Annotated in this window: 25 protein-coding genes; 11 read left to right on the forward strand and 14 right to left on the reverse strand. The window is 66.9% G+C overall.

The features are described 5' to 3' along the window. Positions 1–565: 565 nt before the first annotated feature. The gene (locus OG936_RS37600; protein ID WP_406500210.1) at positions 566–1075 is read right to left on the reverse strand and encodes a hypothetical protein; all 510 of its coding nucleotides are present in this window, start codon (positions 1073–1075) and stop codon (positions 566–568) included. A 261-nt stretch (positions 1076–1336) separates the two neighbouring features. Between OG936_RS37600 and tpg the strand changes: the two genes are divergently transcribed. From tpg to OG936_RS37620, 4 genes are all read left to right on the forward strand, one after another. Further along, positions 1337–1927, forward strand: a complete 591-nt coding sequence (gene tpg / locus OG936_RS37605) for a telomere-protecting terminal protein Tpg (protein ID WP_406500211.1) — start codon at positions 1337–1339, stop codon at positions 1925–1927. 89 nt (positions 1928–2016) lie between these two features. After that, positions 2017–2355 carry a hypothetical protein gene (locus tag OG936_RS37610; protein ID WP_406500212.1) on the forward strand — a complete coding sequence of 113 codons (339 nt, stop codon included), beginning with the start codon at positions 2017–2019 and terminating at the stop codon, positions 2353–2355. 479 nt (positions 2356–2834) lie between these two features. Then, positions 2835–4328, forward strand: coding sequence for a hypothetical protein (locus OG936_RS37615; RefSeq protein ID WP_406500213.1), 1494 nt, complete (start codon positions 2835–2837; stop codon positions 4326–4328). Positions 4329–4569: 241 nt separating this feature from the next. Beyond that, entirely contained in the window at positions 4570–4836 is a 267-nt protein-coding gene (locus tag OG936_RS37620) for a hypothetical protein (RefSeq protein WP_406500214.1), read from the forward strand. Positions 4837–4969: 133 nt separating this feature from the next. Here OG936_RS37620 and OG936_RS37625 read toward each other — a convergent pair whose 3' ends face one another. From OG936_RS37625 to OG936_RS37670, 10 genes are all read right to left on the reverse strand, one after another. Next, entirely contained in the window at positions 4970–5389 is a 420-nt protein-coding gene (locus tag OG936_RS37625) for a hypothetical protein (RefSeq protein WP_406500215.1), read from the reverse strand. 305 nt (positions 5390–5694) lie between these two features. Continuing rightward, positions 5695–6141 carry a MarR family transcriptional regulator gene (locus OG936_RS37630; RefSeq protein ID WP_266366655.1) on the reverse strand — a complete coding sequence of 149 codons (447 nt, stop codon included), beginning with the start codon at positions 6139–6141 and terminating at the stop codon, positions 5695–5697. Further along, positions 6138–6410: a hypothetical protein gene (locus OG936_RS37635; protein WP_406500216.1), complete on the reverse strand. Its 273-nt coding sequence runs from the start codon at positions 6408–6410 to the stop codon at positions 6138–6140. Before OG936_RS37635 ends, OG936_RS37630 begins: the two co-directional genes overlap by 4 nt. Positions 6411–7350: 940 nt before the next feature. Continuing rightward, a complete protein-coding gene (locus OG936_RS37640; RefSeq protein ID WP_406500217.1) occupies positions 7351–7578 on the reverse strand; it encodes a hypothetical protein in 228 nt (75 codons plus the stop codon). Between the two features lie 134 nt (positions 7579–7712). Further along, the gene (locus OG936_RS37645; RefSeq protein WP_406500218.1) at positions 7713–8441 is read right to left on the reverse strand and encodes a hypothetical protein; all 729 of its coding nucleotides are present in this window, start codon (positions 8439–8441) and stop codon (positions 7713–7715) included. Positions 8442–9196: 755 nt separating this feature from the next. Next, positions 9197–9952 (reverse strand): transposase family protein, encoded by a 756-nt coding sequence (locus tag OG936_RS37650; RefSeq protein WP_406500219.1) that lies wholly within the window; start codon positions 9950–9952, stop codon positions 9197–9199. Between the two features lie 100 nt (positions 9953–10052). Further along, positions 10053–11222 (reverse strand): DNA gyrase subunit B, encoded by a 1170-nt coding sequence (locus tag OG936_RS37655; RefSeq protein WP_406500220.1) that lies wholly within the window; start codon positions 11220–11222, stop codon positions 10053–10055. A gap of 1090 nt (positions 11223–12312) precedes the next feature. Further along, positions 12313–13098, reverse strand: coding sequence for a hypothetical protein (locus tag OG936_RS37660; protein ID WP_406500221.1), 786 nt, complete (start codon positions 13096–13098; stop codon positions 12313–12315). A 256-nt stretch (positions 13099–13354) separates the two neighbouring features. After that, positions 13355–14131, reverse strand: coding sequence for an AAA family ATPase (locus OG936_RS37665; RefSeq protein WP_266753093.1), 777 nt, complete (start codon positions 14129–14131; stop codon positions 13355–13357). Then, the gene (locus OG936_RS37670) at positions 14128–15645 is read right to left on the reverse strand and encodes a Mu transposase C-terminal domain-containing protein (RefSeq protein ID WP_406500775.1); all 1518 of its coding nucleotides are present in this window, start codon (positions 15643–15645) and stop codon (positions 14128–14130) included. The genes OG936_RS37665 and OG936_RS37670 overlap by 4 nt, the downstream gene beginning before the upstream one ends. A 632-nt stretch (positions 15646–16277) precedes the next feature. Here OG936_RS37670 and OG936_RS37675 point away from each other — a divergent pair. From OG936_RS37675 to OG936_RS37685, 3 genes are all read left to right on the forward strand, one after another. Then, a complete protein-coding gene (locus OG936_RS37675; protein ID WP_406500222.1) occupies positions 16278–17456 on the forward strand; it encodes a dsDNA nuclease domain-containing protein in 1179 nt (392 codons plus the stop codon). Positions 17457–17580: 124 nt separating this feature from the next. Beyond that, the gene (locus tag OG936_RS37680) at positions 17581–18000 is read left to right on the forward strand and encodes a hypothetical protein (protein WP_406500223.1); all 420 of its coding nucleotides are present in this window, start codon (positions 17581–17583) and stop codon (positions 17998–18000) included. Then, on the forward strand, positions 17997–19928 hold the full coding sequence (locus tag OG936_RS37685; RefSeq protein WP_406500224.1) for a hypothetical protein: 1932 nt from the start codon (positions 17997–17999) through the stop codon (positions 19926–19928). Before OG936_RS37680 ends, OG936_RS37685 begins: the two co-directional genes overlap by 4 nt. Before the next feature lie 58 nt (positions 19929–19986). On the opposite strand, the gene OG936_RS37690 is transcribed toward OG936_RS37685, so the two are convergent. Beyond that, positions 19987–20352, reverse strand: a complete 366-nt coding sequence (locus OG936_RS37690; protein WP_406500225.1) for a helicase associated domain-containing protein — start codon at positions 20350–20352, stop codon at positions 19987–19989. A 190-nt stretch (positions 20353–20542) separates the two neighbouring features. Continuing rightward, the gene (locus tag OG936_RS37695) at positions 20543–20710 is read right to left on the reverse strand and encodes a Helicase associated domain protein (protein WP_406500226.1); all 168 of its coding nucleotides are present in this window, start codon (positions 20708–20710) and stop codon (positions 20543–20545) included. Between the two features lie 200 nt (positions 20711–20910). Here OG936_RS37695 and OG936_RS37700 point away from each other — a divergent pair, with 200 nt between their 5' ends. Continuing rightward, positions 20911–21561 carry a DsbA family protein gene (locus OG936_RS37700; RefSeq protein ID WP_406500227.1) on the forward strand — a complete coding sequence of 217 codons (651 nt, stop codon included), beginning with the start codon at positions 20911–20913 and terminating at the stop codon, positions 21559–21561. A gap of 295 nt (positions 21562–21856) precedes the next feature. Further along, on the forward strand, positions 21857–22405 hold the full coding sequence (locus tag OG936_RS37705; RefSeq protein WP_392671816.1) for a DUF4262 domain-containing protein: 549 nt from the start codon (positions 21857–21859) through the stop codon (positions 22403–22405). A 44-nt stretch (positions 22406–22449) separates the two neighbouring features. Here the strand turns inward: OG936_RS37705 and OG936_RS37710 are convergent, their stop codons facing one another. Continuing rightward, positions 22450–24042, reverse strand: coding sequence for an ISL3 family transposase (locus tag OG936_RS37710; RefSeq protein WP_406500228.1), 1593 nt, complete (start codon positions 24040–24042; stop codon positions 22450–22452). Positions 24043–24274: 232 nt separating this feature from the next. Here OG936_RS37710 and OG936_RS37715 point away from each other — a divergent pair, with 232 nt between their 5' ends. Both OG936_RS37715 and OG936_RS37720 read left to right on the forward strand, forming a co-directional pair. Continuing rightward, entirely contained in the window at positions 24275–24874 is a 600-nt protein-coding gene (locus OG936_RS37715; RefSeq protein ID WP_406500229.1) for a transposase, read from the forward strand. Positions 24875–25406: 532 nt separating this feature from the next. Beyond that, complete coding sequence (locus tag OG936_RS37720) at positions 25407–25784, forward strand: nuclear transport factor 2 family protein (RefSeq protein WP_259929916.1); 378 nt, start codon at positions 25407–25409, stop codon at positions 25782–25784. The last annotated feature ends 262 nt before the right edge of the window (positions 25785–26046 follow it).

Consider the following 26046-nt stretch of genomic DNA (forward strand, 5'->3'; position numbering starts at 1 on the left):
CCGAATGCGGCGCGACGCCCGGAAAATGCTGCAAGACTCCCAGTGGCCACCCGCATCAGACCCGAGTTGGACAGTTCCACCGCCGGTTCCCCTCCGCCTGATCTTTCTGGCCTGGCTTTGTCGACGTCACACGACAGCAGTTGTCGACGGCCTCGGGAGGCGCTCGCTGGGCCCGGATCTCGATGTCGACGAGAACGGGAGGCACCCGCCGGCACTCGGCAACGGCGAGACGACGGCCGCCACCTGCGTCCGTAGCCAGCGCTTTTGTCCCGGGCCTCGGAGGGGCGGCAGACGGCGTCTTGCCGGTCGACACCGAGCTGCTGTCCGAAGCCATCGATATTCGACGCGGGAAACGCCTCCCGAACTACCAGAGAAACGCTGCTCCTCGTCATCGACAGAGCCAGCCACGTTGATTTCTTGTTGGCCAGCTCGGATTTCGACCGTATCGGGCACTACGAAAAGGCGGTCTCGAAGCGGAGGCCCCCGCGAAGTGTCGAGATTCGGCAGAACGGCGGAGATACCTGTGTTTCTCGCACCCTGCGGGTTGTTGCCCAGGGAGGAGGACTCAACGCCGGAACTGCCTCAAGTGCTGGGCGGCTGCTGATTGGAAGGCGTCGTGTGCCCGGCGGGCTCGGTCTTCCGAGCCGTCGATGGCTGGACGATCGTCGTGTGCGTGGTTTTTGATCTCACTAGACGCGTCAACCAGAGCAGTCGCCAAGCGTAGGAGCGTTGCGTTGTCGGTCGCGAGGGTGAGCGCGGTCACGGCCTTGGTCACTCCGCACTGTGCCTCGAACCGGCCCGTCTGTAGCTCCAGACTTTCCGCCTCGCCCGTCCCGCGGACGACATGTTTCAGGTACTGGTGGCGGCGATAGTCTGTCGCGGCACCGAGCAGGCTGGCTACTGCAGCAGCCAGCGCTTGCCGATCACGATCACGGCGGGCGGAGAGAGTGATGAGGTGCTGCATAGCGCCCGCCACAAGAGCACCGAGCAGGGTGCCCAGCACGGCGATGATCGCAGTTGCCACAAGATTCCCCTTCTGCTGTCCTCCTTCCGTATTAGCGGACGCGTTCTCCACCCAAAGCCGGTGTTACCAAATTGATTTGAAGGTACGAGATCAGGTCCTGTCGCGACTGAAGGAGGGCAGTGTCTCGATCCAGCGACTGAGGGCCAACTATCGGTCAACGCTCTGACCACATTGGAATCAACGAAGCACTGTGTCCTGACACGTTCGGTGGAGAGCTGGCCACTTGCCTCGCAAAGTCACACCGGCGACGGCAGGCAACTTGGGCGCGGGAGCCCGCGGACTGTCCACAGGTGAACCGTGGTCCCTGGAGGTATGAGCGATCACGAGCAGCAGCAGCCGGCCCCGCGCCGCGGCAAGGTCCTGGAGGCCCTCGCGCGGGCGGAGCGGAAGGTCTTCACCCGGCCCGCTCCGAAGTCCGCAAAGGCACAGGTGAAATTCCTCCTCACGCGGGCGAAGGGGTCAACCACCGTCCTGGCGGAGCGCTTGGGCGTCTCACGCCGCACGGTGGAGCGCTACCGGGCCGGGAAGCTGACGACCCCGCAGAAGCGCCTCCAGGCCGCCCTGGTGGAGGAGACCGAATCCGAGTGGCAACCGCAGGTCAGAGCGCAAGCGCGCACACAGGCCGCCACCTCCAAGGGGATGATGGTGGAGGTGAGGGCCTACTTCGGATTCACCTGCGCGGGCAGCTCGGACGATGGCCGCGAGCGCCAGATCACCACGGACATCTCGCCCTTCTACGTGAAGCAGATCCTGGAGCTCCAGGAGGCAGGGGCGACGGAGGAGGATCTGCATCCGATCGTCGCGGAGGCCATCACCGAGTCGTATTTCACGGAATGGGGCACACGGGCCGATGGCCTGCGCGCGGATTTCACGTCCGTGTCGTCAATTTCCTTCCGGTTCTGACCCGGCCGAATTCCGGACCTGCTATAAACCAGATCTGCGGGCCGCCGTACAGCGCTCTGGTGGCGGCCCGCTCTGATTCCTCACCACGAATGCGAGCGCCTGCGGGCACGGTCTACGACCCGGACATCGACGACGTCGTCCAGGCCGAGCTCGCCGCCGACGCCGCGGCCGCCGCCGCCCGGGAAGCCGAGCTGCGCGAAGCGATGTGGATCGCGGCCCGCGCCGACGAGCTCCAGGCGCTGCGCGAGCTCGGCACTCTGGAGCAGACCGAGCCCCGTACCGGGGACGAAGCCGTCCGGGACGAACTCACCGGCGAGCCGGCGGGTACGTCCAGGCCGACGTCGACGGCTGGCTCGCGCACGCCCTGGCCGCGCACCTCGGGCACTACCGCGATCCCGCCGCCCGTGAGGAAGCCGCCGGCCTTCTGACACCTCCGGTCCTCGCGCACGCCGCGCTGCTCGCCGAACTCGCCCGCCTGGTCCCCGGCGCCGACGTCGACGAGCTGGCGTTCGCGGCCCGGATCGCCACCACCGAGCCCGAAGCCGCCGACGCGCTCGCCGCGTTTCTCACCCGCGTCGAAGGAACAAAGGCGTGAGCGACGGCCAGAAGCTGGGAGTCGCGGGTCGGCCCACTACCGGGCGACCGCCCGCAGGCGCTCCGGAACCGGTGTCACGCTGACGGAAAGTGACTGTCACGGTCCTTCGCGATGTCAGATCTCACGTGTCACGCTGCCCAAACTCTGCCCCTGTTTGTCCGTTTCTCGGGGCTGTAGAGCTGTCCTCTGTCATCGGATCTCGCTCGTTTGCCATCGGAGCGTGGGGCGGGGCAGTCCGTCTCCGCGCGTCGAACCATTACCTTGAACTCCGACGGAAACACAAGTGACTATAAGCGCAGAGGAGTTGGGTCAATGGCGATAGATCCGGCGGATGCGGCGTCCGTCAGTGGGGTCGGGTTCGGGGACTATTACCGGGCGCACGCGGGGCCGCTCGTCGCCCTGTCGCTGCTGCGGGGCGCGGACCTGGTGGAGGCGGCGCGACTCGCCCAGGACTCGATGACGGTGGCCCGGCGGTGGATGGACCTGCTGGGCGCGAACGCGGCCGGGGCCGCGAAGGACACCAGGACCCCCGTGGTCACCGCGCAGGCGCTGCGGGCCTGGACGTGTCGGATGACCGTCGGCGGCGGCTGCGGGGCGCTCCTCCCTGCGCACGGGACGGTGCCAGCCCTCCTGGGGAAGGGCAGCACCGACGCCCTGGTGCAGGCCCGGACGGTGGTGGCGCTCGCCCCGCTGAGAGAGTTGAACGAGCGTCAACTCAACGTCACCGCGTTTCGGTTGGCCGGCTGTGCTCCGGGAGCGATCGGGTACGAGCTGGGCCTGTCGATGCCGAAGGTGCACCGCACCCTGCGCCACGTCGGCAAGCTGCTCGGAGCGGAGACGGGGGCACGGCAGGCCAGAGGTGCCGAGGCGCCGGGGGAGGCCGATGGGGCTGGCGCGGCCGAGGGGGCCGCGGAGGCAGACGTCAGGTTCGCGGAGCTGCTGGGCGAGCTGGCCACCGCGCTGGATTCCGTACTCGACCTGCGGGCCGGGCTGGACGAGGTGAGTGGCTCCATTGGTGCGGACGGGGCCACAGCTCGCTGCGCCCCCGGACCGCCGCTGTGGAACCTCGGCTCCTCGCTCCCCGTGCCGCCCTTCGGCGCACCCGTGCTGCACTCGTTCGCCGAGCCCGCGCCGTCCGGAGTACGGGCGTACGCGGCCGGCCTCGCCCGGTGCGACGCACAGGGCCGCGAGGCCGCGCTCGGCGGGTTTCCCGCGGCCGAACTGGCGGCTGTACGGCTCGGAGCGGTGCTCGCCCTTCAGGTGGAGCGATTCCGGCAGGAGGCCGAGAGGTCCGGGACACGGGCCACCAGGGACGAGTTCCGGAGGGAGGACGCCCGGGCGTTCGCGGTCGCACTGGCCCAGGACGCCGCGCTCGCCGCACCGATGTTCGACGCGGTGAAGGACCTCGACGTCCCCCGACGCGTCGGCTTCCTGGCGTCGGGTCTTGCCGATGACGACCCCTGGACGAACGAGGTCTCCTACGACGGGATCGAAGCCTCCCTCGCCCTGGCCCAGTTCCGGCGCGCGGCGGTGCGGGCGGCGCTGCGCGCGTCGCACCGGCCCGGTGCGGCCATCTCCCCTCAGTCCGGCGGCCCGCTCGCCGAGGCCCTCAGGCAGTCCCTGAGCGATACCCACCGGATGATCCACCAGCTCGACGGACTGAACAGCGACCTCTCGCGTGCCGAGTCGACCCTGCCGGACGGCTACTACGTCGACATGACCCGGGACTTCGACCTCCACCAGAGCTTTCATGCGGACCTGGCCCTCGGTATCGACGCCGTCCGGGAGGCCCTGTCACAGCCCTAGCTCGGGGATCTCGCCGAGCTTGCGTGCTCGGTAGGCGGCCTGTCGGCAGGCGTGCGAGCACCACCGTCGGGCTGCTGAGGCCGAGTCCATGGGGGTTCGGCAGAAACCGCATGTCGGGCCCGTGGGGACGCTGTGGCCGGCGGGAGGTTGGGCAGGGTTCTGCTGGCGTTGGAGGTAGTCCTGGTCTCGGCATCGCTGGCAGTAGCCCGCTGGGCCGCGGCGGCTCACGGGGATGCGGTGGATGACCTCGCCGCACTTCGTGCAGAGCTTCGCCGGGGAGGCGGTCGGGGCCCGCGGCTCGGGGGGCCGCTCGACACCTTGGCGGTGTGCCATCCGGCGGCAGCGTGGGGAACACCAGGACGGCATGCTCTTCCCCGGAGTCCGGGGCAGTTCGATCCCGCAGTATCTGCGGCTGCGCCAGTACGTCGACGACGTCGAACGCGTCCGGCTCGTGTACTGGGTGACGGCCTTGCAGACCGTGGTCGTGGTCGCCTTCATCGAGGTGTAGCACCCTCGTGCTGCTCGTGCTCCTGGTCGTGCTGCATGGTGGCGCCGGATGCAGCGCAGCATTCGCACGGCCCGGTCGGCGCACGGGTGCTGCTCGTGCAGCAAGGCCGGCCTCACCGTGCAGCGGCCATCGCCTACCCGGCTGCTTCCGCTGCTGCCGACGTCACGCCGCCCAGGCGTGAGCACGCCTGCACCGCGCAGTCGAAGTACACGTCGATGTCCACGCTGCGTTCGCGGCGGGCGACCTCGTACGCGCCCTTCATCGCCTCGAAGGCGGCCACGACGGGCAGGGTGACGTCCTCGAACGCCCCGGCTGCCACGTCCAGGTAGTGGGAGAAGCCGAAGCCGTAGCTGTCGCCGCGTTCATCGTCGATTACGCGCCGGTGGGCCTGGCGGGCCGCCTCGAACCACCGCAGCCCGTCTTTCACGCCCAGGGCGTCCACGACGATCGCGAGGAACGGGGTCACCCGCTCCGCGGTCTCGGGCCAGGCATCAGTGGAGCCGAAGCGGTTGCCCAGCTCCTGGGTGAGGTAGAGGCCGAAGTTGTGGGTCACGACTCACTCGTACCGCGCGGGCTGGCATTCGGGTGGGTGGCGCGCGGCGCCGCGCCCGTGGAACGCCCGTACGGGCTGTCCCGCCTGCGGCTTTCCCCTCCAGGGGAACGATGTACGCGGTGCTCGGACGGAAGGCGCTTGTTCTGGAGAACTAGAACAAGTCGGTACCCCTGGTGATACCGACAGCATCGTGTGGCGGTTCGGTGACCTGCGGTTTCCCCTTGGTGGGAACGTTGTACGCCTCTCTGGCACGCGAACGGCGCCGCACCGTGGGTGCAGCGCCGTCGTGTCGAGCGGTCGTCGGGTCAGGACACGGCCTTGAGGTTCTGGCGGCGCTTGGCGTCCTCGCGGAGCCGGCGCTTCTCGGCGAGCTGGTCCTGGTAGGCCGCCACGGCCTTCTGGTAGCGCTCCACGAAGCCGGGGGCGTTCAGGCGCTCGTTCTTCGGCATCGCCTTGACGGCTGCGATGGCGTCCTCTGGGGAGAGGTAGGCGGCGAGCATGGGGTTGAGCTGGTAGACGCCGGCCCGCTTTTTCTTCACCAGCTGCGCCAGGTCCAGGTCGCGCAGCGCGGCGTTCACGGCGGCCCGGCTGAGGCTGAGCATCTGGGCGAGGGTGACCTGGTCGACCTCGATCCGGCCGCCCGGCTCGCTGTGGGCGCGCATCTTCAACAGCACGCGGTAGGCCGCGGGCAGCAGGTCCAGGTCGGCGACGATGCCTTCCGCGTTCACCGCGGCGAAATGCAGACCGCTCACTGTTCGGCCCCCTTCTCCTTCTGCTGTACCCGCTCCCGGCGGCGCTCAGCACGCATCTTCGTCCGCTCCTCGCGCAGCCGCTCGATCTCCTGGCGCATCCGCTCCAGCGAGGGGAAGCGCACCAGGTCGGGCAGGCTCTCGTCCGACCGGATCTTGGCAATGGTCTCGTGCTGGTCGACCCGGATGTACTGCGCGTCCGTGGTCTCCGTGCCCGGGATGAATTCGGCAACCTGATGATCTGTGGGTTTTTGTCGGTGGTGGTTCGGCATCGTGATGTCAGTGCGGGAGATACCGGGTTTCTGCAGGTCGGTTCGTTGCCGTGAGGGTTTCGGGTGGTGACACGGATGCCGATTTAGCGCTGACGTTTTTTGGTGGTTATGCAGGTCAGTTGGTTGCCGATCGGTACAACGTGGAGTGCGTTGCTGCTGGTCATGAGCGTGCTGGCTTTCAGCGGGACGCCCCGGACTCGTGCTGGTGCCAGGGTGGAGGAATGGAGGCCCCGCCCCGCACTTCTAGCCTCTGCTATGGCCCTGCGCTCGTATCGCTGTGGATGGGTGCACTCGGCTGCGGCGATACGAGCTGATACGCGGAAGGGCCCCGCCGGTTGGCCGGGCCCTTCGATTCGCGTCTGGCGAGACCGGAGGTCTCCTGCGGGTTATCGGCCGATCATCTTGTGCAGCACTCCCACCCCTGCGCCGCTGGCTGACAGGCCGGCGACGACGGAGAGGGGAGCGTTGGCCGTGCCGAGGAAGGTGAGCGCTCCGACGACGAGGCCGATGAGCGCGGCCGAGACGAAGACCAGGGCCGCGTGAGCGTTTATCAGCGGGTCGTAGTCGGGTGGGCTCTGTGGAGCAGGTGATCCAACTCTTAAGCCTTGCGGACGCTGTCCTACTCCTGAGGTACTTTGAGAGTCAGTCAACGGTTCTCCCATCTCTTCATGGCGGTGGAGCCCGACGACGATGAGAGGGAGACCTCGGGGCGCGGCCAGCCTGCACAGCGATGCCGCATCTCAGGTCTCCCTTCGTCATTTCGAAGGGCGTCGTTCGACGTCCCGAATTTACGGCACCGAGGTGACAACCGAGGGGCACTCCCGGGTACGGTCGCGCGCCTGGTCCTGGGCGTGCTTCTCGCCCCGACGGCGTTCGGGCAGGGTGTCCTGGACGTGGTCGGCGAACTCGTCTCGGTATCTCCGGGTAGAACCGCCGCACCTCACGGACGCGTCTGTGGCGCCGCCGTCGAGCAGCCGCCTTCCTCGTCGCCCTCTGTCGTCAGTAGCCATCGCAGCAGACTCCGTCCGCTCCGGCGCAGCCACGAACGGAACTGGCGGAGCCGGCTGCCAGCGAGATGGGCGAGCCGCTCTGCCTGGCGCAGGTACCAGGCGAAGGCCGGCAGGGCGAGAAGGGCGAGGACGTACTGGGCGAGCTCCTGTGAAAGCATTCGAGATTTCCTTTCATCGAGACATCGAGACATCGAGACATCGAGACATCGAGACATCGAGACATCGAGACATCGAGACATCGAGACATCGAGACCGTGCACCGCCCAGGGTCGGGGTGCACGGCCTCGCGTATTCATTCGCAGCCGGAGAGGGGGCACGGGCCCGGCGCGGACGGGGAAGGCCATCCTGGAATGACTGAGACTCCGGCGGGAAGGAAGAAATCAATTGCGGATTCCGGGAATACGACTTTCGAGTATTCGTGGACCGGAGCGTCGTCGATCATGGTAAATTTGGCCCCGCTGGGGCCTTTGACGAACGCCGCGCAGATTTCCCTGGTTGCTCCAGATCCACTTACCTGTCCGCCATGCAGATGGCGCGTGTTGCTCACGTCGGGGGAGGCGTTTCGATATGTCGCCCTCCAGGGAACGGGGTCCCCGGAAGGCCAACTCCCGCCCTGCCCGATAGGTCCCGGCCATCCCGGCCTCTTGAATGGGTAGCGGGCCACCGCGAGTTCCACGCGCTCCGGATTCTCATAGCCAGCAGCCGCAGTGAAAGCGTGGTGATAGGTCAGGTCGTTGGTCGCTAGGGTCATCCGGGCACGGCGCCCCCGTTTGTCCCGGATCGTGCAGTGGATCAGCCCCCATCCATTCACCTCGGGAGCCAGTGCGGCGAGCCCGCACGCGCCTTTGTAGCCGAGTTTCACCTTGTGGATGCGTTCCATTTCACGCGCTGCGTCGGGTGAAAGCTCGGAGAACTCCTTTAACTTCAACTCCCTCAATTCGGAGCTGATGTACTGGACCCGCTTCTCCCATGTCGGAGCATTGGGGGAGCTGTAACGGGGCGTGCGCTTTTTCTTTGCCATGCCGTGGATCTTGCCGGGTTACAGGGAGCCCGCGCCACTCGGCTTTCTCCAGCACCATGAGCTTCCATTGTCATGGCGCTGAGCTGGGGAAATGTGAACCGGAAAGCCCCTCCGGGGCATGCACGGGAACGCTCAAGGTCCCAGCCGTAACCAATCCGTTGCGTTGCTGCCACACCTAGGCCGTCGGGTATGTGCGTGGACGGCTGGCGGCCGTAGCGGTCTACTACCCGGGCCCCGCGGCATACGTCGAGTGCTGCTCCGAGGGCAGCAGCAAGGCGCCGATCCGTATCGGCAGCTGTCGGCATCGCCAGGTTCTGCGGCGCGAGATCTATGCACGGCACCGGTCGTGGGCAGGGAAGACCGGCCGTACGCCGTTCTGAGCGCCTGTCAGTTGCCCCGGGCCTCACGGTCCGGGGCGGGGCGCGTTCGATCCTCGGAATGGCGTTCAGCGCCTCGCGGCAGCACCCGACCCGCCTGCGCGGCATCAGCCGGCACTCGGCACTGGACACGATCGTGGGCCCGTCCATCACGGACGGGCCCACGATCAGAAGGAATTCAGCACATGATTTCTCGTGCGTAGTATTCGCCCCTACCCGAGGGTGGTGTTGCGCGGGATTTTGGAATCTTCCGGTGTGTCACTGCGATGTGTCGGCTTCGTGTCAGTGAGAGCGTGTCAGTCACGGTTGAGTGGGAGAACTGTGTTCCTGCTGGCGTCGGCCTGTGGCTGGGGGCTTGCCACTGAGCCTTTTCCAACCTCACGCTGACGCGTGATGAAGGACGAGGACTGCCTGGACGATCGCTGTGATGCGGTTGGTGCTGCAGCGGAGCTTGCGCAGGAGGCGCCAGCCCTTCAGGGTGGCCATGGCCTGTTCGCCGAGGCAGCGGATCTTGGCGTGCGTGCTGTTGTGCCGACGCTGCCACCGCTTGAGACGGCGGCCCCGGAAGGGCACCTGGATGGCACCACCAGCACCTTGATATGCCTTGTCGGCCCAACACTTGAGGTCGGCGTCGATGAGTGCTTTGACGATGCCGTGGGTGCGGGCGGCGGTCAGGTCGTGGGTGGAACCGGGCAGTGCTGGTGAGGCCCACAGCAGCCGCCCGAAGGGATCGGTGAGGACCTGGACGTTCATGCCGTGACGTTTGTGTTTGCCCGAGTAGTACGGAGTGTCGGCGGCGATCCGGTCGATCGGCAGCAGGGTGCCGTCCAGGATGACGAACGCCTTGGTTCGTGCGATCTGCATGACCTCGGCCAGGGTGGGTGCGAGGCTGGTCAGCACCTCGATGGCCTCGCGTATGTAGCGGTACACGGTCGCGATGCCGATGCCGAACCCGGCGGCGAGCTGGGCGTACGTGTCGCCGCAGCGCAGATGGGCCAGGGCGAGGAGAGCCTGACGGCCGGCGGTCAGGCGTCGCCATCGGGTTCCGATCTCCCCTCGCCGGACAGCGAGTCGTCCGGTCAGACACTGCAAAGTACGACTGGACAGGTCGATCGACGACGGGTAGACAAGCACGCGAAGCTCCTGGTGGCTGCAAGCGATCTGGTCAAGAACCCGTCTACCAGGAGCTTCGTCGTTCCGCAGATCCCGTCCATAGCGGGAGTTCCGTCGCCGGTCAGTCCTGATGGATGTTCCGGAGGATTCGGTCGACGACCTGCGCGGCTTGCTTCGACTGCTCCTCGATCCAGTTGCCGAGGTGTTCCCGGACAGCCTGCCTGACACAGCCGCGTACGTCGGTGTTGCCCAGCAGCTCGTGCGTGGCGCCGAGGTATTCGGGGCGTTCGAGTTTCACCGACACGACTGCCGTGAGGCCCTTGCTGATCCGGTCGGCGCAGGGATCGTTGTCCGCCGCCAGCAGCCCTCGTTCACGCGCGTACGCGGTGACCGCCGCCGTTACTCCGTCTCGGAAGCCGTCCACGTGCGTGCCGCCCTGGCGAGTGGCCCGGCTGTTGGCGAAGCTGCGGATTTGCTCCTGGCCCGAGCCGCTCCACAGCATGGCCACCTCCATCGTCCCCGCCATCCGTGGATCCTCGCGCTCGAAGCCGATGACGTCCGGATGGAGGGCCGCCCCCGTCTCCGCGTCGAGGGCGGCCACGAAGTCCCGCACTCCGTCCGGAAACCGGAAGCTTACCGCCCGGGCCCCGCCCGCCGGGCGTTCGTCGGCCAGCGAGATCCCCAGGCCCCGGTTGAGGAAGGCCACCTGCCGGAAACGCTCCGCCAGCACGGCGAACGAGCACCACGTCGCCTCGAAGATCTCGGCGTCGGGCCAGAAAGTGATGGTCGTCCCGCTTCCGGCCGTCGGCCCCACGGCGGCGGGCTGGGCGGCCGCGACACCGCGCGCGTACTCCTGGACCCTGCGGGCCCCCTCACACTGCACCTCGGCCATCAGTCTGCTCGACAGGGCGTTGGCTACGAAGAGCCCCATAATCCGGCCATGGCTCACGGCCGCGATGTGCCGACCACCGGGCTCGGCCTCGGCGGGCATACGGGTCAGCAGGGCTTCGAGACCGCGGCCGCCGGTGTCCCCCTCGGCGGCGAAGGGACGCCCAAGCCCGTTGTGGGCGACCCGCACGCCGCCATCGGGGGTGAGCGTGACATCGACGGAGCCGTCGCCGCGGCCGGCCAGGACATGGTTCACGGCCCAGCCGACGACCTGGAACACCAACTCGTGCAGACCGCGTTCGCCGGTCGAGCCAACCCACATACCGGGCCGTTTCCGAACGGCTTCCCGCCCCTCCAGCTCCTCGATCCTGACAGCGTCGTACCCCATTCTTTCCCCACTCACGAAGACCCCTCCCATGGTGCCCGGCAGACCTCCGCAGCCTATGTGAAATCAATGAAAACACCAGGTCAGAGCCGTTCTGACGAAGCTGCGGGCGGGTGCGTGAGAACGTGCCGGGAAGCAACTGGCCCAGGTGCCGTACATCACGCCCAGAACATGCCCGCGGGCCCGGCGAAGCCGCGCACGACCCCACCCCGGGCGCCCCTGAGGCCCCCAATTCCATCGACGACGGGTAGACAAGCGCGCGAAGCTCTTGGTCGAGAACCCGTCTGCCAGGAGCTTCGTCGTTCCGCATGCGTGTCCACTCGTGGTCAGTGCCGCGAGATTGGAAAGGGCTCACTGACACGGCGGTGGTACTTCGCGACCTCGCGTCTGTCATGGGGTGGTACATCCCCAGCTGGCTCACTGCCACGAAGCCGGCACATCGCACACAACCCGATGTTCACGAGTACCGACAGCACCGGCCGCCTGTGCGTGATACAGATCCTGGTACAGAGTGTTTTTCGGGTGCGGTTCCGGGGTGGTAATTCCGGGGCCGTGTCTGTGTTTTCGGGTGGTGGTTTTTCGGGGTTCGGGAATTTGTACGGTGGGTCATTTTCTGATGGGTGGTGAATTCGGTGTTGGTGTTTTGTGGCGACCGATGGATTTTGGGTGAGGTGCCTGATGGTGTGTCAGGTGAGGGTTGTTCAGGGCTCGTGCGGGGTCCGGGTGGTGGGGCCGGCCTCTGGTCCGGGGGAGGGCCGGGCAGCGCCCCGGAGCGCTCCGGAGTGGGCATCACCCCAGTTCAGTGGCGTGTTGGGTGTCTCCGGGTCGTGGTCTTCGAGGGTGCGCAGGGAGCGCGGAGAGGGCACCGGATGATGATCTGCAGGTTTTTGTCAGTGGTGGTTCGGTGTTGTGATGTCAGTGGGGCAGTGAGTTGTCGTGGGTGGCTCGACTGCTGTCATGGATGCCGATCTGGCGCTGTCGTTTTTGGTGATGATGCTGGTCAGTTGGTTGCCGGTCGGTATGGCACGGGGTGTGTTGTCGCTGGTCAGGGCTGTGGTAGCAGGGGATTGGGTGCCGAAGGTTGAGGCCGGGCGGGCATCGTCGCTTTCTACCGGTGGGGGCCGAGTGTGTAGCGGATTCCTGTTGAGGTGAGGCGGAGTTGTTCGCCGTCCTGGACTGTGATGAGGGGGAATAGCGGGCTGTCCGGGGTGCGGTCCTTGAGCTGTCCGTGAATGCCGGCGGCGCGTGCGAGGCGGCGTGTCCAGGTGGGGAGTGGGTAGAGCCGGCATCGGCGGTGGGCTGTGCTGTCGTGGATCTTGACGGTGGTCGCTGTTTCGTTGATGTCGATGCCGCGGATGAGCGCGAGCTGGTTGATGTCTGCCCCGGTGACCGCGTGGATGGTCAGGGCTGTGGCGTGCAGGGGGTGTGCCACCGTGGTCAGCCGGGCGGCGAGGCCGTTTGCCGGTATGCGGTCATGTCCTTGCTCGGGCTGTGCGCTGCTCGTTGTGGGGGCGAGCTCGGGTGCGCCCTGGCACCGGGCGCGTTTCGGGCGGTTTGTCACCACGCCGTCCGACGGTGCCGGGGAGGTGATCCACTGCCCGCCGTCCTGGCGACGAGGGGCAGGTTCGGTGGGCCGCTGCTGTCCGGCGCTTGGGGTACCGGTCGGTGAGTGTTCCGTCCGGTCCAGGGCGATACGGGCGTGGGGGAGGGTGTCGATGAGGCGGTGCGGGGTTTCTTCGAGGAGCGTTCTCAGGGCAGGGGTGACCTGCCGGTGCCATAGGAGGGTGAGGCGGATGCCGCACCGTTCCCGCAGGGCGAGTAGTTGTCTCTGGCGGGCGTGTGTGAGGCGGTCGGTGCGGCAGACGATGAGGTGCCCAATGTGGTGGGTGAGCACCCAGGTGGCGACGGCATCCCAGGCGGGGCGCTGGGAGTCGGCCCACGTCCCGTACTTTTCTCCGCCTTGGGGGAGTCGTTTGCCCAGGGCATGGAGGAGGTCGTGGGCGAGGGCGGCGGGTGCTCCGTTGGCGGGGCTGGGGTCGACGGTCAGACGTCCCAGGGCGGGTTCGTGTGCGGCATGCGCGGCGGCCGTCCAGGCGGGGTGGTCGTCTTTGTCGTGGATGACGGTGACCGGTGGTGACCGCCGGCTGTCACTACATGCCGCCGATCTTGCTGTAGACCCAGCGCACGAGGTCTTCGTCGACCTTCTTGAGATTCAGTTTCTTCATGCCGGCGAGGATGTGGGTGGTGATGTTGGCCCAGTTGCGGAAGCTGCCGTGGGCGGCCTGCTTGTCGATCGCGTCGATCAACACGGTGTCCACGTCCGCCCAGACGGGGTGGAAGGCGGGAATCGTCTCCCTCACTTCGTCCTTGGACATCCGGGTGAACTCCTGCCAGATGAAGATCCGGGAGGCCAGCATCGGCTCACGGCGCAGGACCTTGTAGCAGCCGTCGCCCCCGGCGAAGATCACCGCGATGTTGGTGCGTTTGTCGTCCCACAGATGGCGCCAGAACTCGAACCCGGTCTTCTTCATCCACTGCGCCTCGTCACAGACCAGGACCCGGAACTCCTCGGCGAGCGCCTCCTTGAGGAGGGTGTCGAACTCGATCGGGCGGGCCGGCGGCTCACCCGGCAGCCCCAGCGCCTGGAAGAGACCGTGGCGGATGTCCCTCGGTGTCGGTCCGGCCCGCAGCTCCAGGCGATGGGTGATGTCCGGGGCGAGATGCCGCAGTGCTGAGTTCACCGACATCGTCTTGCCGGATCCGGCCGGCCCGTAGACGCACATCATGGCTTTCGCCTCGATGACGGCCTCGATGTTGTCCCGCGTGGTCAGCAGCGTGTCGGTGCCGACCAGCTGCGCCTGCTCCAGGCCCAGGAAGTGGTCTTCGCTCTCGTCGGGCAGCAGCCCGTAGTCCAGATCAGCGATCACCAGCCTTGGTCCTCATCAGGAGTAGGTGTGCGCGGGGGCCTCGGGCGGGCCCAGGTATCGGGCGCGGGGCCGTGCGGAACGAGACCGGGGCGGGCCAGCGCCCGGCGGTCCGTCTGCGCTGCTGCGCCCAGTTCCTCTTCGGCCTGCGCGGAGGTCGGGGAGGTGAGAGGCCTGGGCGGGGCGGCGGTGGTGGAGGCTTCGAAGCGCTGGCGGCGCAGTTTCTCCGCGGCTTTCAGATCGGCCTTGAGCCGGCGGGCGGCCGCGGTCCGTGCTGCCTGGACGGAGCGGATCTGCTCCCGGCTCGCCGCGGCGGCCAGGAACGCCGATCCGAGGTGGCGGCCGGTCGTGGCGTCGAAGACTTCGATGGTGTCGTCGTGATGGGGCAGGTGCCGTACCGAGACCTTGGTGCCGGTACGGCCGTTCATCCAGGGGGCGAGGTAATCGCGACGACGCCACCGCACTCCGCTGGTGCTGATCGTGTACGTACGGCCATCGTCCTCCGGGGCGAACGTCGCCAGCTGCCCTGGGGACACATCCGTGAGCGGTGTCGCGTCGGCCTGCCACGCCTCGACTGGCGTCTTGCCGTTCAACGCGGACGGGTGGTGGCGGGTGTTCCACCAGGTCACCCAGTCCAGCAGCAGCCCCACGAAAGCCTCATACGTCAGAGGCGGGGCGTCGGGGTCGGCGAGCCGGCCACCGGTGAGTTTCTGACGGCCGGTGTAGCGGGGGAGCGAGACGAGGAACGTCTCCTCCACCGCGTCGTTCAACGCCTCGATGGTGCCCTTCAAGTGCGGGGTATAGGCAGGCAGATCGGTCACGGGAACGGCGAGCGCACCCATTGCCGCGGTGACCGTCGCGCACAGGAACTCCTTGCCGCGGACCACCCGGATCTGACCGGGCAGCCCGCCCACCGGACCGAACGGCTCGCTGCGGGTGATCGCGATCCGCAAGGACGCCAGCACCGCATCCCGGCTCGGAGCATGCGCGGTGACCGCCACCCCGGTGATCGCTTTGGTGGCGCAGTCGATGAACCAGGTCACCCACGGCGTGGCCAGCTCACCCTCCACATCCACCTCGATGGGCACGTGCTTGTGGTCGCCCTCCCACGCCGCGTTGCGGTGCGTCGCCGGACGCTGCCCGAAGACATCATGCGCGCGTCGCGCCGCTTCCCCGCTCTTCAGCCCGGCCCGCTCACCGCGGGTCAGGTCCCGGCGGATCGCCCGGTGCAACGTGGAGAGCGACGGTACTGCGGGCGCGTCCGGATCGTCGGCTGCCCGCTGCATCAGCTCGGCGTGGACCCGGGAGGCGTTACCGCCCCACAGCGCCAGCAGCCGCCGGACTTCCGTCGTGATCGTGAAATGGGACGACTCCACCCGTGCGAGGCGATGATCCTCCCGGGCAACGGCCAGCCACCGCCACACTGTCCGCTCCGACTTACCCAACGCCTGCGCCACCAGGCGCACATGCGCCGCCCTCAACTCACCGCGGCTGTCGAGGTCCAGCAGCCGGGGCACTGCCGCCGCCCGCCCCGACGCCGGCGGGAACACGGCCACCGGACCGTGTACGGGATCCTCGCCACGTCTTCCGGGCATCGCGGCCCCTTCCTACGAGCACCAGGCGGCACGTCCTGCCGCCCTGGTCTCAGGTATCCCAGTCCTTCGGCACCCAACTGACGTGTATCGGCGAACGGCTGACAGCTACTATCGCCATCCGATAGAGCTGTTCCTCCACATGGAGCCCAGCGCGGTTGATCCGATGTTCTGCCCCTCGACCGATGTCGGGAACCCCTGTCCGGCCCCGCTGCCCGTCCGTGTGGCTACGCCCACCGCGTCCCGACCTGGGACAGCTTCACCCGCTCCAGCGTCAGCGACGCGGCCGGGACCCGCTGGTCACGGGGCTGTCTACGCCCGCGGTAAGCATCGGCTTAGGCAAGGACCACGTCATGTGCCTTCCACGTCGGCCATCGACGGTCCGGCGAACGTCGCCCCAGCTACCTGGCAGCGCCCGAGGCCACGGATAGAGGCCAGCGGCTGACTCTCCCGCTTCGGGCCCGGAGCAGCCAAGCGGGCTGGGTTCTCTCGGCTGTCGACTGGAGATCACAGACCCCCTACGCTGCGTGGTCGGGGAGTAACGAGATGGGGGGCGGATGACCGATCCGATTGAAACCGAAGCACCAGATGACTCAGGGTCAGTCACGTTGCGACGGTACGAGTACCAGGTACACATCGCCGTGCAAGCGGTCCTGGAGATGCTGGCGGGCGGATCGGTCATCCACGTGACCTGCGAGCACATCGAGGACATAGTCGTGGCCCGCGGCGGCGACCCCCGTTGTACCGATGGCGGTTTGTTCTGGGATTTTCAGCAGATCAAAACCAGGGATGCTGTGGAGCCCTGGACGCTAACGGACGTGATCGCTAAGAAGCCCTTCAAGAGCCTCTGGCGCACGCACGAAGCCGTGGCAGGTACCGGCCTGACCTATCAGCTGACGGCTGGCATCGAGGGCCATCTCGACCCAGCCGACGCCGCGGTCGTGGCCCTGTCCAAGGGTGAAGGAGGAGACAACGACGCGTGCCGGAAACGGGTCGCGGCACACCTGAAAGTCAAAGAAGCCGCACTCACCGACTTCCTGCCCCTGGTGCGTATAAGGCCTCTGCCACGACGCGGCGACATCGAGCTCCGCAACACCCGGGTCCTGGCCGATCTCGGCCCAGGTCTCACCATGGCGATGATCGACGCCCTCTACACGGAGTTGCTCCGGCGTACTCGCGATGCCACCCAAGGACTTCCCGTAGCCCGGTGGACAGAGCTACTAGCCCTCGACAGCCCGCCCGCCGCAGTGCTGAGCAAACGCATCACCGCGGCGACGATTGCCGACGTACGCCAGCGCCTGACTCGTCCCGACCACGTTCTGCTGGAAGATCTTTCCCAGCAACTGCACGGTCCTGAGACCGCGCTTGTTCGCAAGCTCCGTATGGGAGCTGCCTCCAGGGAGGTCATCGAGGAGGCGCAGATGCTGCGCGCCCACGCTGAGCGCCACCGGTTCAGAGAGCTGGCCCTGGGAGCTTGGCCGGGCGACCAAGCCATCGAGACAGACCTTGATCAGCGCCTGCTGCTACTGGCCCGCCGCACCGGCCGGTCGCACAAGGGACAGAGCCAGCCCGCTGACGCCATCTTCGACGAGCTACAGCGCACACTCGAGGTCAGCCCCGGCACGTACGACCGCCATCCCCTCTACGCCCAGGATGGCGTGCTTCTGATGGGCAGGGCGTGCGCGATCTCGGACGAATGCAGGTTCGGCTGGGGGAGCGACCGAGATGCCTCCTAGCACTACCGCGCCCACAACCGCTGTGCCGCCGACGCGGCCGCCTTCTGCGGATGCCCAAGCCCGCCTGCTGCTCCTTATCGACGTCTTCTCTGCAACCAAGGCGAGCAAGGGCATCGAAGGCCGCATGAAGCTGGCCAAGCTCGACTTCCTGCTCCGCTACCCGGACCACTTCAACAGGCTCATGGCTGTTCGACAGCCCGACGTCGACGCCGGCGAGGACCCGTGGCTGACGGGAACGATCGAGCAGAGCATGATCCGGTACAAGTACGGGCCGTGGGATCCCGCCTACTACGCGTTGCTCGGCGCCCTCACGGGCAAGGGCCTCATCGAGCCCAAACACGAGGACGCCATCGCGACCTATTGCACTACCTCTGCCGGGCACGAAGTGGCGCGTGCTCTCACTGAAAGCGAGAGCTGGCGCCCGGTTCGGGACCGTGCAGTGCTGTTGCGCCGGTACTTCAATCTAACCGGCATCACCTTGAAGAACTTGATCTACGAGACGTTCCCCGACATCGTCGAGGCGCACTGGGGGACCCACCTATGAGACTGCGCATCGAAAAGATCACCCTGGTCGGCACCAGCCGCACGATCCGCTTCGAACCCGGCATGAACGCGATCGTCGGTTCCATGAGCGGCGGCAAGACCACCACCGTCAGCTGTCTCCGGGCCCTGCTGGGTGCCGATGTCAGTGTCGTCCCCGAACTTCGGGGACGGACGATCGCCGGCACCGTACTGGTCGGAGATCGCCGATTCCGCATCGTCCGCCCCCTGGTCACCACTCCGAATGCCATGGTCGAGATCGCCGAAGTCGGCGGCCGCAGGGAAGTCTGGCGGCTGCCCGCCAGCCAGCTCCAAGCCGGGTATGACGAGACCTTCCGTGACTGGTGGCGCAACGTACTGAGGCTGCCCCGCCTTAGCGTCCCGCGCGCTCCCAACGATGACAGGAGCCCCCTTGTTCCTGTCACCATCAGTGACTACCTCATGTACTGCGTCCTCAGGCAGAAGGAGATCGACTCCTCCGTCTTCGGGACCCCCGACAACTACTCCAAGAACATCAAGCGCAAGTACGTCTTCGAGATTCTCTACGGCCTCTACGACCCCGAGGCAGCTGGACTACGCGACCGCCTGCGCGAAGTCACCACAGAGCTGGCAGCCCTCACCGCAGATGCGAACACCCTGGAACGGATCCTCCTGACCACCGCCTTCGCCTCCCGCGCTCAGCTTGAGGTTGAGCGCCGGGAGACCGAAGGGGAGCTCATCCGCGCTCGCCAAGCCGACATCCATCTCACTGGCGAACTCACCGAGTCGGCCACCGTCACCCTGCGCGAACGGATCGCCGAGGCGGAGGCAGAGATCGCCCGGATCGCCGGCGCTGCCGAGGCCGAAGCTGTCTCCGTCATCAACCTCCGCGAACTGCACGGACAGCTCATCGCCCAGAGCCGTCGACTCACCCGCGCCCTGGTGGCCGAGCGACTCCTCAACGACTTCGAATTCCACACCTGCCCCCGGTGTGGAGCCGGCGTGCCGGACAGGGGAGACGAGCACACCTGCCGCCTCTGCCTGCAGACCCCACCCAACCTGCCAGCCCCGTCCTCCCTAGCCGCGGAACAGGACCGAGTCATCGACCAGGTGACCGAGACCGAAGAACTCATCGCCCGAAGCACCCAGCGCCTCGCCCAGCTCAGGACAGCCCAAGCTGCCCAGGCCAGCAACCGGGCAGACCTCGGTGCACAACTGGACCGAGCAACGGCCACCTTCATCACCGACCAGGCAGACCGCATCCGGAGCATCGCTGCCCGGCAGGCCCGACTCGAAGAACACCTCGCCCGCCTGGACGACGGCCTGGCCCTACACGACCGGCTAGCAGGGCAGGCTGAACGCGTTGCCGAACTGGAACGCGAGCAAGAGGACCTCAACAGCAAAATCGACGCCACCCGCCACAGCAACCAGACGGTCAGCGAACGCCTGCAGAAACTCGACGACGCATTCGAAGCCGCCCTCCGCAGCTTTGACGCACCCCGCTTCGACGACCAGCCAGGCTCCTACATCAACAAGAAGACGTACCTGCCCGTCGTGGACGGCCGTCCCTTCGCTGACCTGCAATCCCAGGGTGTCGAGGTGCTGGTCAACGTAGCCCACGTCCTTGCACACCAACACGTGGCACTCAACGACCACGACATCCCCTTGCCCAACCTCCTGATCATCGACGGCATCAGCAGCAACGTCGGCCACGAAGGCGTCGACCTTGAGCGCCTGCGCAAGATGTACGCCAGCCTCCTGCGCACTGCAACCGAGCACGTCGACCGGCTGCAGATCATCGTCACCGACAACGACTCCCCTCCGGTCGAGGGTATTCACCGTGCGCTGGAGCTGTCCGACACAGACCGACTCGTCCCCATGCCCCCTACCGAACCCGGCGACACACAGCCTGTAGACGCGCCGTCAGCGCCAGAAGAGCAAGCCGGCACCTGACGACCACAGTGGGGCCGGACAGGGTGTTCATGTCCAGCCCCGCTGCTCGTCAGTACGGCTACGTCCAGCGCATCCCGATCTTGGAGCGCTGCTCGACGCGGGCCGACGTCAGCGATGCGGCCCGGGACTGTTGGTTTCCGATCCACGCACCGAGCTTGAGCTGTACGGCCCGCTGCTCCTCGTCCTCGCCGCTCTCCCCGCCGACGAGGACGATGGTCTCGATGTGCTTGTGCGGCACCTTCAGGTGCCCCTCGCGCTCGAAGAACTGGGCTGCGGCGGTGAGGTGCAGCGCCCACTTCTGCGCCTGGCTGGTGCGCGGCTTCGGCTTCTCGTCCTCGGCCGCGGGTGTGATCCCGAGGACCTGTTCGCACATCCACTGCTGCACGCCGGTGAGCTGGTCCCAGCCGAGCCGGACCGAGGTCACCCACCGTCCGAGGTCCTCGCCCTGGCGCACGACTTCGCCGGCCGTGGTGGGCAGTGTCCCGCCGGGCGTCCAGGTGGAGCCGGACCAGGTGGAAGGCCCGCTGCCTGGTGACCGGCCAGGCCGGTCACCAGGCAGCGTCGATCTCCTCCAGATGCTCGCCCCGCTCGGTCGACAGCGCCCCGGCCGACGACTACACCGGCAGCCCCTCGGCACGCCGCTGCTCGATCTCCGCAGCCTTCCGCGCGGCGGCCCGCGCGTTCTTCAACCAGATGCCCACCGCCGCTCCCTGGAACGTGGCGTCCAGGGGCGCCAGCAGATGGCCGTTCTGGGCAGCCCACCCACGGGTGGCTTTGTTCACGAGAACGGGTTCTGGCTCAACTTCTGTGGACCACACAGGCCGACTGTCACGTCCGACCCGAGCGGCCATGCCAGCCTCCTGGGCCGGAGGTAGCGGTACGGGGCGTCGATCCTGTCCTTGTCCGTGCCCCAGGGCTGGTGATCCGCCCTTGCAGGCCGCCGTATAGAGTCCGGGCCATTCGCCACTGGGGAGGGGCATTCATGCTGGTGAAGCGTGCGATTCGGGCAATGGCGATCGCCACCGTCCTGGGACTGTCCCTTGCGGCGTGCGGGACGCGTACCGGCTATGCCACTGATGCCGACATACCGGAGTCGCTGGGCGCGGACGGGACGAGCATCGTGGTCGGCGATGAGGGCGCGGGTACCACCGTCCGGCTCTTCGAGGATCTGCGCTGCCCCTTCTGTGAGGAGTTCGAGACACAGGGCGCCGGGGCCGAGCTGAACAAGCTGACTCAGAAGGGTTCGGTGCAGGTCCACTACACACTCGCATCCTTCCTCGACGACAGGCTGGGCGGCAACGGCTCGAAGAAGGCCGCGAACGCGCTGCGCGCTGCACTGGCAGAGGGCAAGTTCGTCGAGTACCACCAGGTCCTCTACGCGCATCAGCCAGATGAAGCGGTCGACGGCTTCACCGACGAGTTCCTACTGAAGATGGCATCCCGCGTAGAGGGCCTGCGCGGGCCGGGCTTCGACGCTGCGGTCAGGACGATGCAGTACCAAGGCTTCGTCGCCGCATCCGAGAAGGCTTACGAGGACTCCAGTGCCAGTGCCATTGGTACGCCGACACTGGAACTCAGCGGCGTGGAACTGCCAGAGTTCAAGAGGGGCTACCTCGCCTACTACACCGGGTAGCCCGCTTGGACCGCAAGGCCCTGATACCTCCCGGTCGGCTCCCCAGCACCTGGCAGCAGACTTGATACATCGTGTCCGCTCCACACAACCTGAGCCAGAACCCGAGAACGGGCAGCACTTCTACGTCGGTTCGGGAGGCGGTTGGCGGCCTCAGCCTGGTCGGAATGTTCACGAGTTTCGGGTTCTGGCACAGATCTTGGGGAGCGGTCGCGGAGGGTGACGATGTTGTTCGATTGAAAGGGTGGTCACGAACCCCGGCTGCCCGATTCAGCCGCTCACCTCGTAGCCTCCGCACATGACTGATGATTCGTTCCAGTGCCGCTGTGTCCTCTGCCATGACTACGGTGACCGAGACGAGGCGGACCGCGCGGATCTGACGATCATCGAGAATGTGCAGCAGCACGGATGGCACGTCCAGATGGTTCCCGAGGACGAGATCGGTCCTGGATTCGCCTACACGATCGGCCTCGCGCACACTCACGGCGGACCTGAACTCGCCATGTTCGGACTCGATATCCACGCTATGCACCGCATGCTCAACAGGCTCGGAGCGAAGTCCGCCGCGGGTGCTGTATTGGCTGAAGGCCAGAGGCATCCTGAGGTTGTCGACGGTCACCAAGTCGCGCTCAGGCAGGTCGATCTCCGTTGGTACCGAACCTTCTTCGGGCGGGCTATGGGGTTCTACCGGCGGCCTCCGTTGCCTGTGCTGCAAGTTGCGTGGCCCGATGTGGATGACCGTTTCCACTGGGAAGATCAGGCTGAGGAGAGGCATCGGGAGTCGCAGCCTCAGTTGTGGCTGCCGCCGAGAGAGCACCCTGTCGGGGTCTGGACGACCGAACTCTGACCTCTAACGTGCCAACCAGCGACAGACCAACACTGTCGCGCAAGCTACTGAAGCAAGATCATTTTGCGGAGCAGTTCGAATCCGGCTCGGCCGTAGAGCTGCCGCTTGATCTTCTTGATGCGGTTGACGGCGCCCTCGATGCTGCCTGAGCTCCAGTCGAGAGTGAGCCCGGCTGTCACGGCGTCGAGGTCTCGGAGCAGGTGGAGTGCGAAGCCGGTGAGGCCGGGGAGCTGGCTGACGTCGACTGCATCGATCCAGGTGGGGAGTGTGGAACCGAGGCGGTCGGTGAGTATCTCGCCGAAGTCGCGGACGTGTCCGGCCGCCTTGTCCAGTTCGGGGCAGCGGGCCAGGACCTCCTTCAGACCGGCCCGGTCTTCCTCGGTCAGGGTCGCGGGGTCACGGGTGAGCCAGCCGGTCACCTGCCGCACCGTCGGCGGCCGGGGCGGTGCGGCGGACGGAGCTCCGCGCAACGTGGCGATGTGCGCGCGGACCATGGCGTAGGTGACGGGAGCGTGCTCGGCAACCAGTTCGCTGTGCAGTCGGGTGGCACTTGTGCATCCCTCGGCGAATCGCCGCTCCAGGTAAGGCTTGTAGGGGTCCAGCCTGCTGGGCCGGGGCCGGTTCTCGCGGAAGGTGTCCTGCCAGCGGGCGGCGGCCGCGTACCGGAGCACGGTGTTGAGGCCCCAGCCCAGGTGCCGGGCGATCGCCCGGCGTGAGTGGCCTTGGGCAAGCATCTCGTGGACCAGTGCATGTGCGGCCTTCTTCCGCTCGGCCCGTCGGCCGACGGGCTCCAAGTTGTCCTGCGGCCGACCGGAAGCCAGTCGGGTGGCCTCCGGCAGCATGCCGCTGGGCGACGGATTGCGCAGGCAGTCGCGGTGGGCGGCGACGCAGGTCTCCACGGCTCGGCCGAGGCCCTGCCACAGATGGAACCGGTCTGCGACCTGCAGAGCGTCGGGGGCACCGCGCCGGGCCCCCTCGGCGTAGGCGCCCGCCCGGTCCCGGCAGATGATCTCCACGCCGGGGTGGCGGATCAGCCAGGCGGCCAGCGGCCCGGCTTCACGCGTCGGGAGTACATCGACCACGCGATGGTCTTCAACGCTGGTCAAGACGGTGGAGTAGGTCTGACCGCGACGGATCGCGAAGTCGTCCACACCCAGCACACGCGGAGTACTGAACTGTGGATCGGGCAATGCCATGACCCTGCGTAGCAAGGTCATCCTTCCCGCGCCGAAGCCCAGCTGGGCAGCCAGCCGAGCGCCGGCCCGCCCGGCCAGGGCGAGCCCTACTCGCTCCAGGGCGTGGTTGAGCCGAGTGGTGAACCGTGCGTGCGGGGTGGCCAGCCGGGAGAACGGCTCAGCGAACGTCCGGCGCTGGCAGTCCGCCGACCCGCAGATGAAGCGCCGGACCGTCAGTCGGATCACAAAGCCCTGATCAACGAGCGGAAGGTCCTTCAGCCTGCGCTGGTAACGGTCGTGGACTCGGTCCGAAAATCGGCCGCAGTCCGGACATGCAGCCCCGGCCGCGCGGCCTCTCGCCACCACCTCGACCGTGCCGAACGCGGCCGTGACCGCCTCGACATCCACCTCGTCGATCCCGTCGAACACCAGCGAGTCCCAGAACGATGTATCGGCCTGCATGAACAGCACCATCACCGTCCACAGCCGACCACGGCATCGACCGACAAGCACCTGAGGGAGCGTCAATTCCGGCTGTAAGGCGACAAGGCGTACGCCGTCTCACACGAGCCAGTCCCTCGCAATCGAACATCAAGGTAACGCTCCGCGACGGCTCCCCAAGATCTGTGCCAGAACCAAGTTCTGGCAGCAAGTCCTCACCGACCTGCGCAATCGCGGGGTCAGAGACGTCCTCATGCTCGTCTGCGACGGGCTGTCGGCTCTGCCGGACGCAGTCGCGAACGTGTGGCCCCAAACCGTCGTGCAGCGCTGCGTCGTTCACCTGATCCGGCAGAGCCTGCGCTACGCCTCACGGCGGGACTGGCCCGAGGTCGCCGCCGACCTCAAGCCCGTCTACACCGCCGTCAACGAGGTCCAGGCCCGCGAGCGGCTCGACGAGTTCGACGCCAAGTGGGGCCACAAGTACGGCTCGATCGCCACCGTCTGGCAGCGCGCCTGGAGCGAGTTCGTGCCCTTCCTGGCCTTCCCCGACTCCATCCGCGAGGTCGTCTACACGACCAACAGCATCGAGTCCCCTCAACGCTCGATACCGCCGGGCCGCCACCGCCTGCGGACACTTCCCCAACGAACAGGCAGCGCTCAAGAGGATCTACCTGGCCACCCTCGCTCTCGACCCCTCCGGATGCGGACGCAAGCGCTGGAACAACAAGTGGAAGGCAGCGCTGAACGAGTTCGACCAGCTCTTCGACGGCCGCCTTACCGCCGGACGGGTATAGACCAGTCGGACCAACCAAAAACCACTAGGCCAAAGGGCCTAAAAACACCTAAATCATGATAGACCCCCTTGCTGTTCATGCCCAGTCGACGCCCAGCTCCGCGAGGGCGTCCTTGTCCAGGAGCAGTGTTTGTGATCAATAGCGGGTGTTCTGACCTGGGCTGATCGGTTTGGGGGTGGCTGTGGTCAGACGGTGCTGCTGCCTCGGTAGCCGTGGTGAGTGTGGGCACCTGGTCCCGGGCTGGAGGTCTGAGCTGCAGGGATGTCAGATAGCGGACCGTGGTGATCAGGTTGTGTCATCTGCGCTGCGCCCGGTGCACTTCCGGTGATCGTTGATATGCGGCGGTGCTGGGACGGATCCACCCGCTTTTGGAGCCGGGACATGGCCCACGGGCGTGGGGCCGAGGCTCGCCAGTATTCAGGTGTGTCCAGGGGGATCGGTGGAAGCCGCAGGGTGTTACCAGCCGTCATCGTCCCCGGCTTCAGCAAGCTGCTCTTCCTCCGCTAGTGCTGTGACCGGGATGGTTCACCGTGGTCGGGAGACGGCTCACGGGACGAGCGCGGTCCGCGAGACGACTGGTATTACTGGTGCATGCAAGAAGAGACCGCGCGGTCCGCGATCGACACGTTCATCTCCGCGTTCAACGCCTCGGACGACAGCTATGTGACTGAGCTGCTCTCCCAGGCCCTAACCTCGGACGTGGTCTTCTGGGGACCGTTGGGCCGCAGTGAGGGGATCGAGGCGGTCGAGCGGTTCGTGCTGGACATCCGGCGCCACCCCGCGGGGACCGGCACGATGGTGCGCTGTTCGGCGGTGGACATGCCGGACGAGTGGGCCCGGTACCAGTGGGTCTTCACGACGCCGGATGGAGGCCCCCGCCTGGCGGGAACGGACGTCGTCCATCTGCGACGGAGCCTCATCGACCAGGTCATCGTCTTCGCGGGGGAGATCGAGCCGTCCGCCTCTTGACGAGAGCTACGCCAAGAACCCGGTGTACTGGGTCGAACGCCGCCCTCACAAGGTAGGGCAGCACTGGGAAGAGCACGGGACATGGCTGCGCCCACCGATCCTGATAGCCCGACAGCTCTTGGACCCCTCGGACATAGGTCTGCAGGTCCTGGAGGGCAGAACACGCGTCGGCGTCCTACGAGGTCGCCTGCGGGACGGTCGGTGCGCAACTACACGCAACTGGCTTTCTCCGGAGGCGATCATGGCGTTACTTTTCTTCGGG

This window comes from Streptomyces sp. NBC_00846 (assembly GCF_045207325.1).
Taxonomy (GTDB): domain Bacteria; phylum Actinomycetota; class Actinomycetes; order Streptomycetales; family Streptomycetaceae; genus Streptomyces.